The sequence below is a fragment of the Natrinema soli genome (assembly GCF_028618695.1).
The window spans coordinates 1-646 of the sequence record NZ_JAQIVI010000782.1; the positions used below are offsets into that span (position 1 = coordinate 1).

Annotated in this window: 1 pseudogene; it reads left to right on the top strand. The window is 64.2% G+C overall.

The annotated features are described in order from the left end of the window. Positions 1-646: pseudogene (locus PGX04_RS32345) on the top strand (hypothetical protein); the annotation flags it as partial.

Consider the following 646-nt stretch of genomic DNA (forward strand, 5'->3'; position numbering starts at 1 on the left):
CGCGGTCACGGGTGCCGTCGCCGGAGCGGCGAGCGGCGGCTCGGTCGTGACGGCGTCGACGGACTCGCTCGAAACGACCGACGACGGAACGACGAATTCGACCGAGAACACCAGCGAGGACCTCGAGAGTACGACTGAGAGCCTCGAAAATAACACCGAAACCACGACTGACGACACGGAGAATGCGACCGATGACCTCGAGGGCACTACCAATGAGACGACTGCCGGCTCCGAGAAGACGACAACCGACCCGGCCGACGCCGTAGAAAACACGACCGCGGCACCGACGGAGGTAGTCGATACTACTCTCGGGGAAACGGCGGAGACCGTCGATAGCACCGTCAATACCCCGACGACGATTGCCAATAAGACGGTCACCAACACGACGGCAACGATCAATGAGACCGTCAGCGAGACGACGGCGGCCGTCAACGAGAGCGTCAGCGAAACGGATGCGGCTGCCAATGACACGGTAACCGGAATCGGCGGACGGCTCGAGAAAGCGATCGACAGTGCCGCCGCTCCCGTTGATCCACCGAGCACGAGCGAAGCGGCTACGAACGCAATCCTCGTTGGAATGCTGGGCGCGATCTCCGCATCCGGTGCCGCAGCGAGCGGAGCCGGCGGAGCCGGCGCGTCCGGGGCC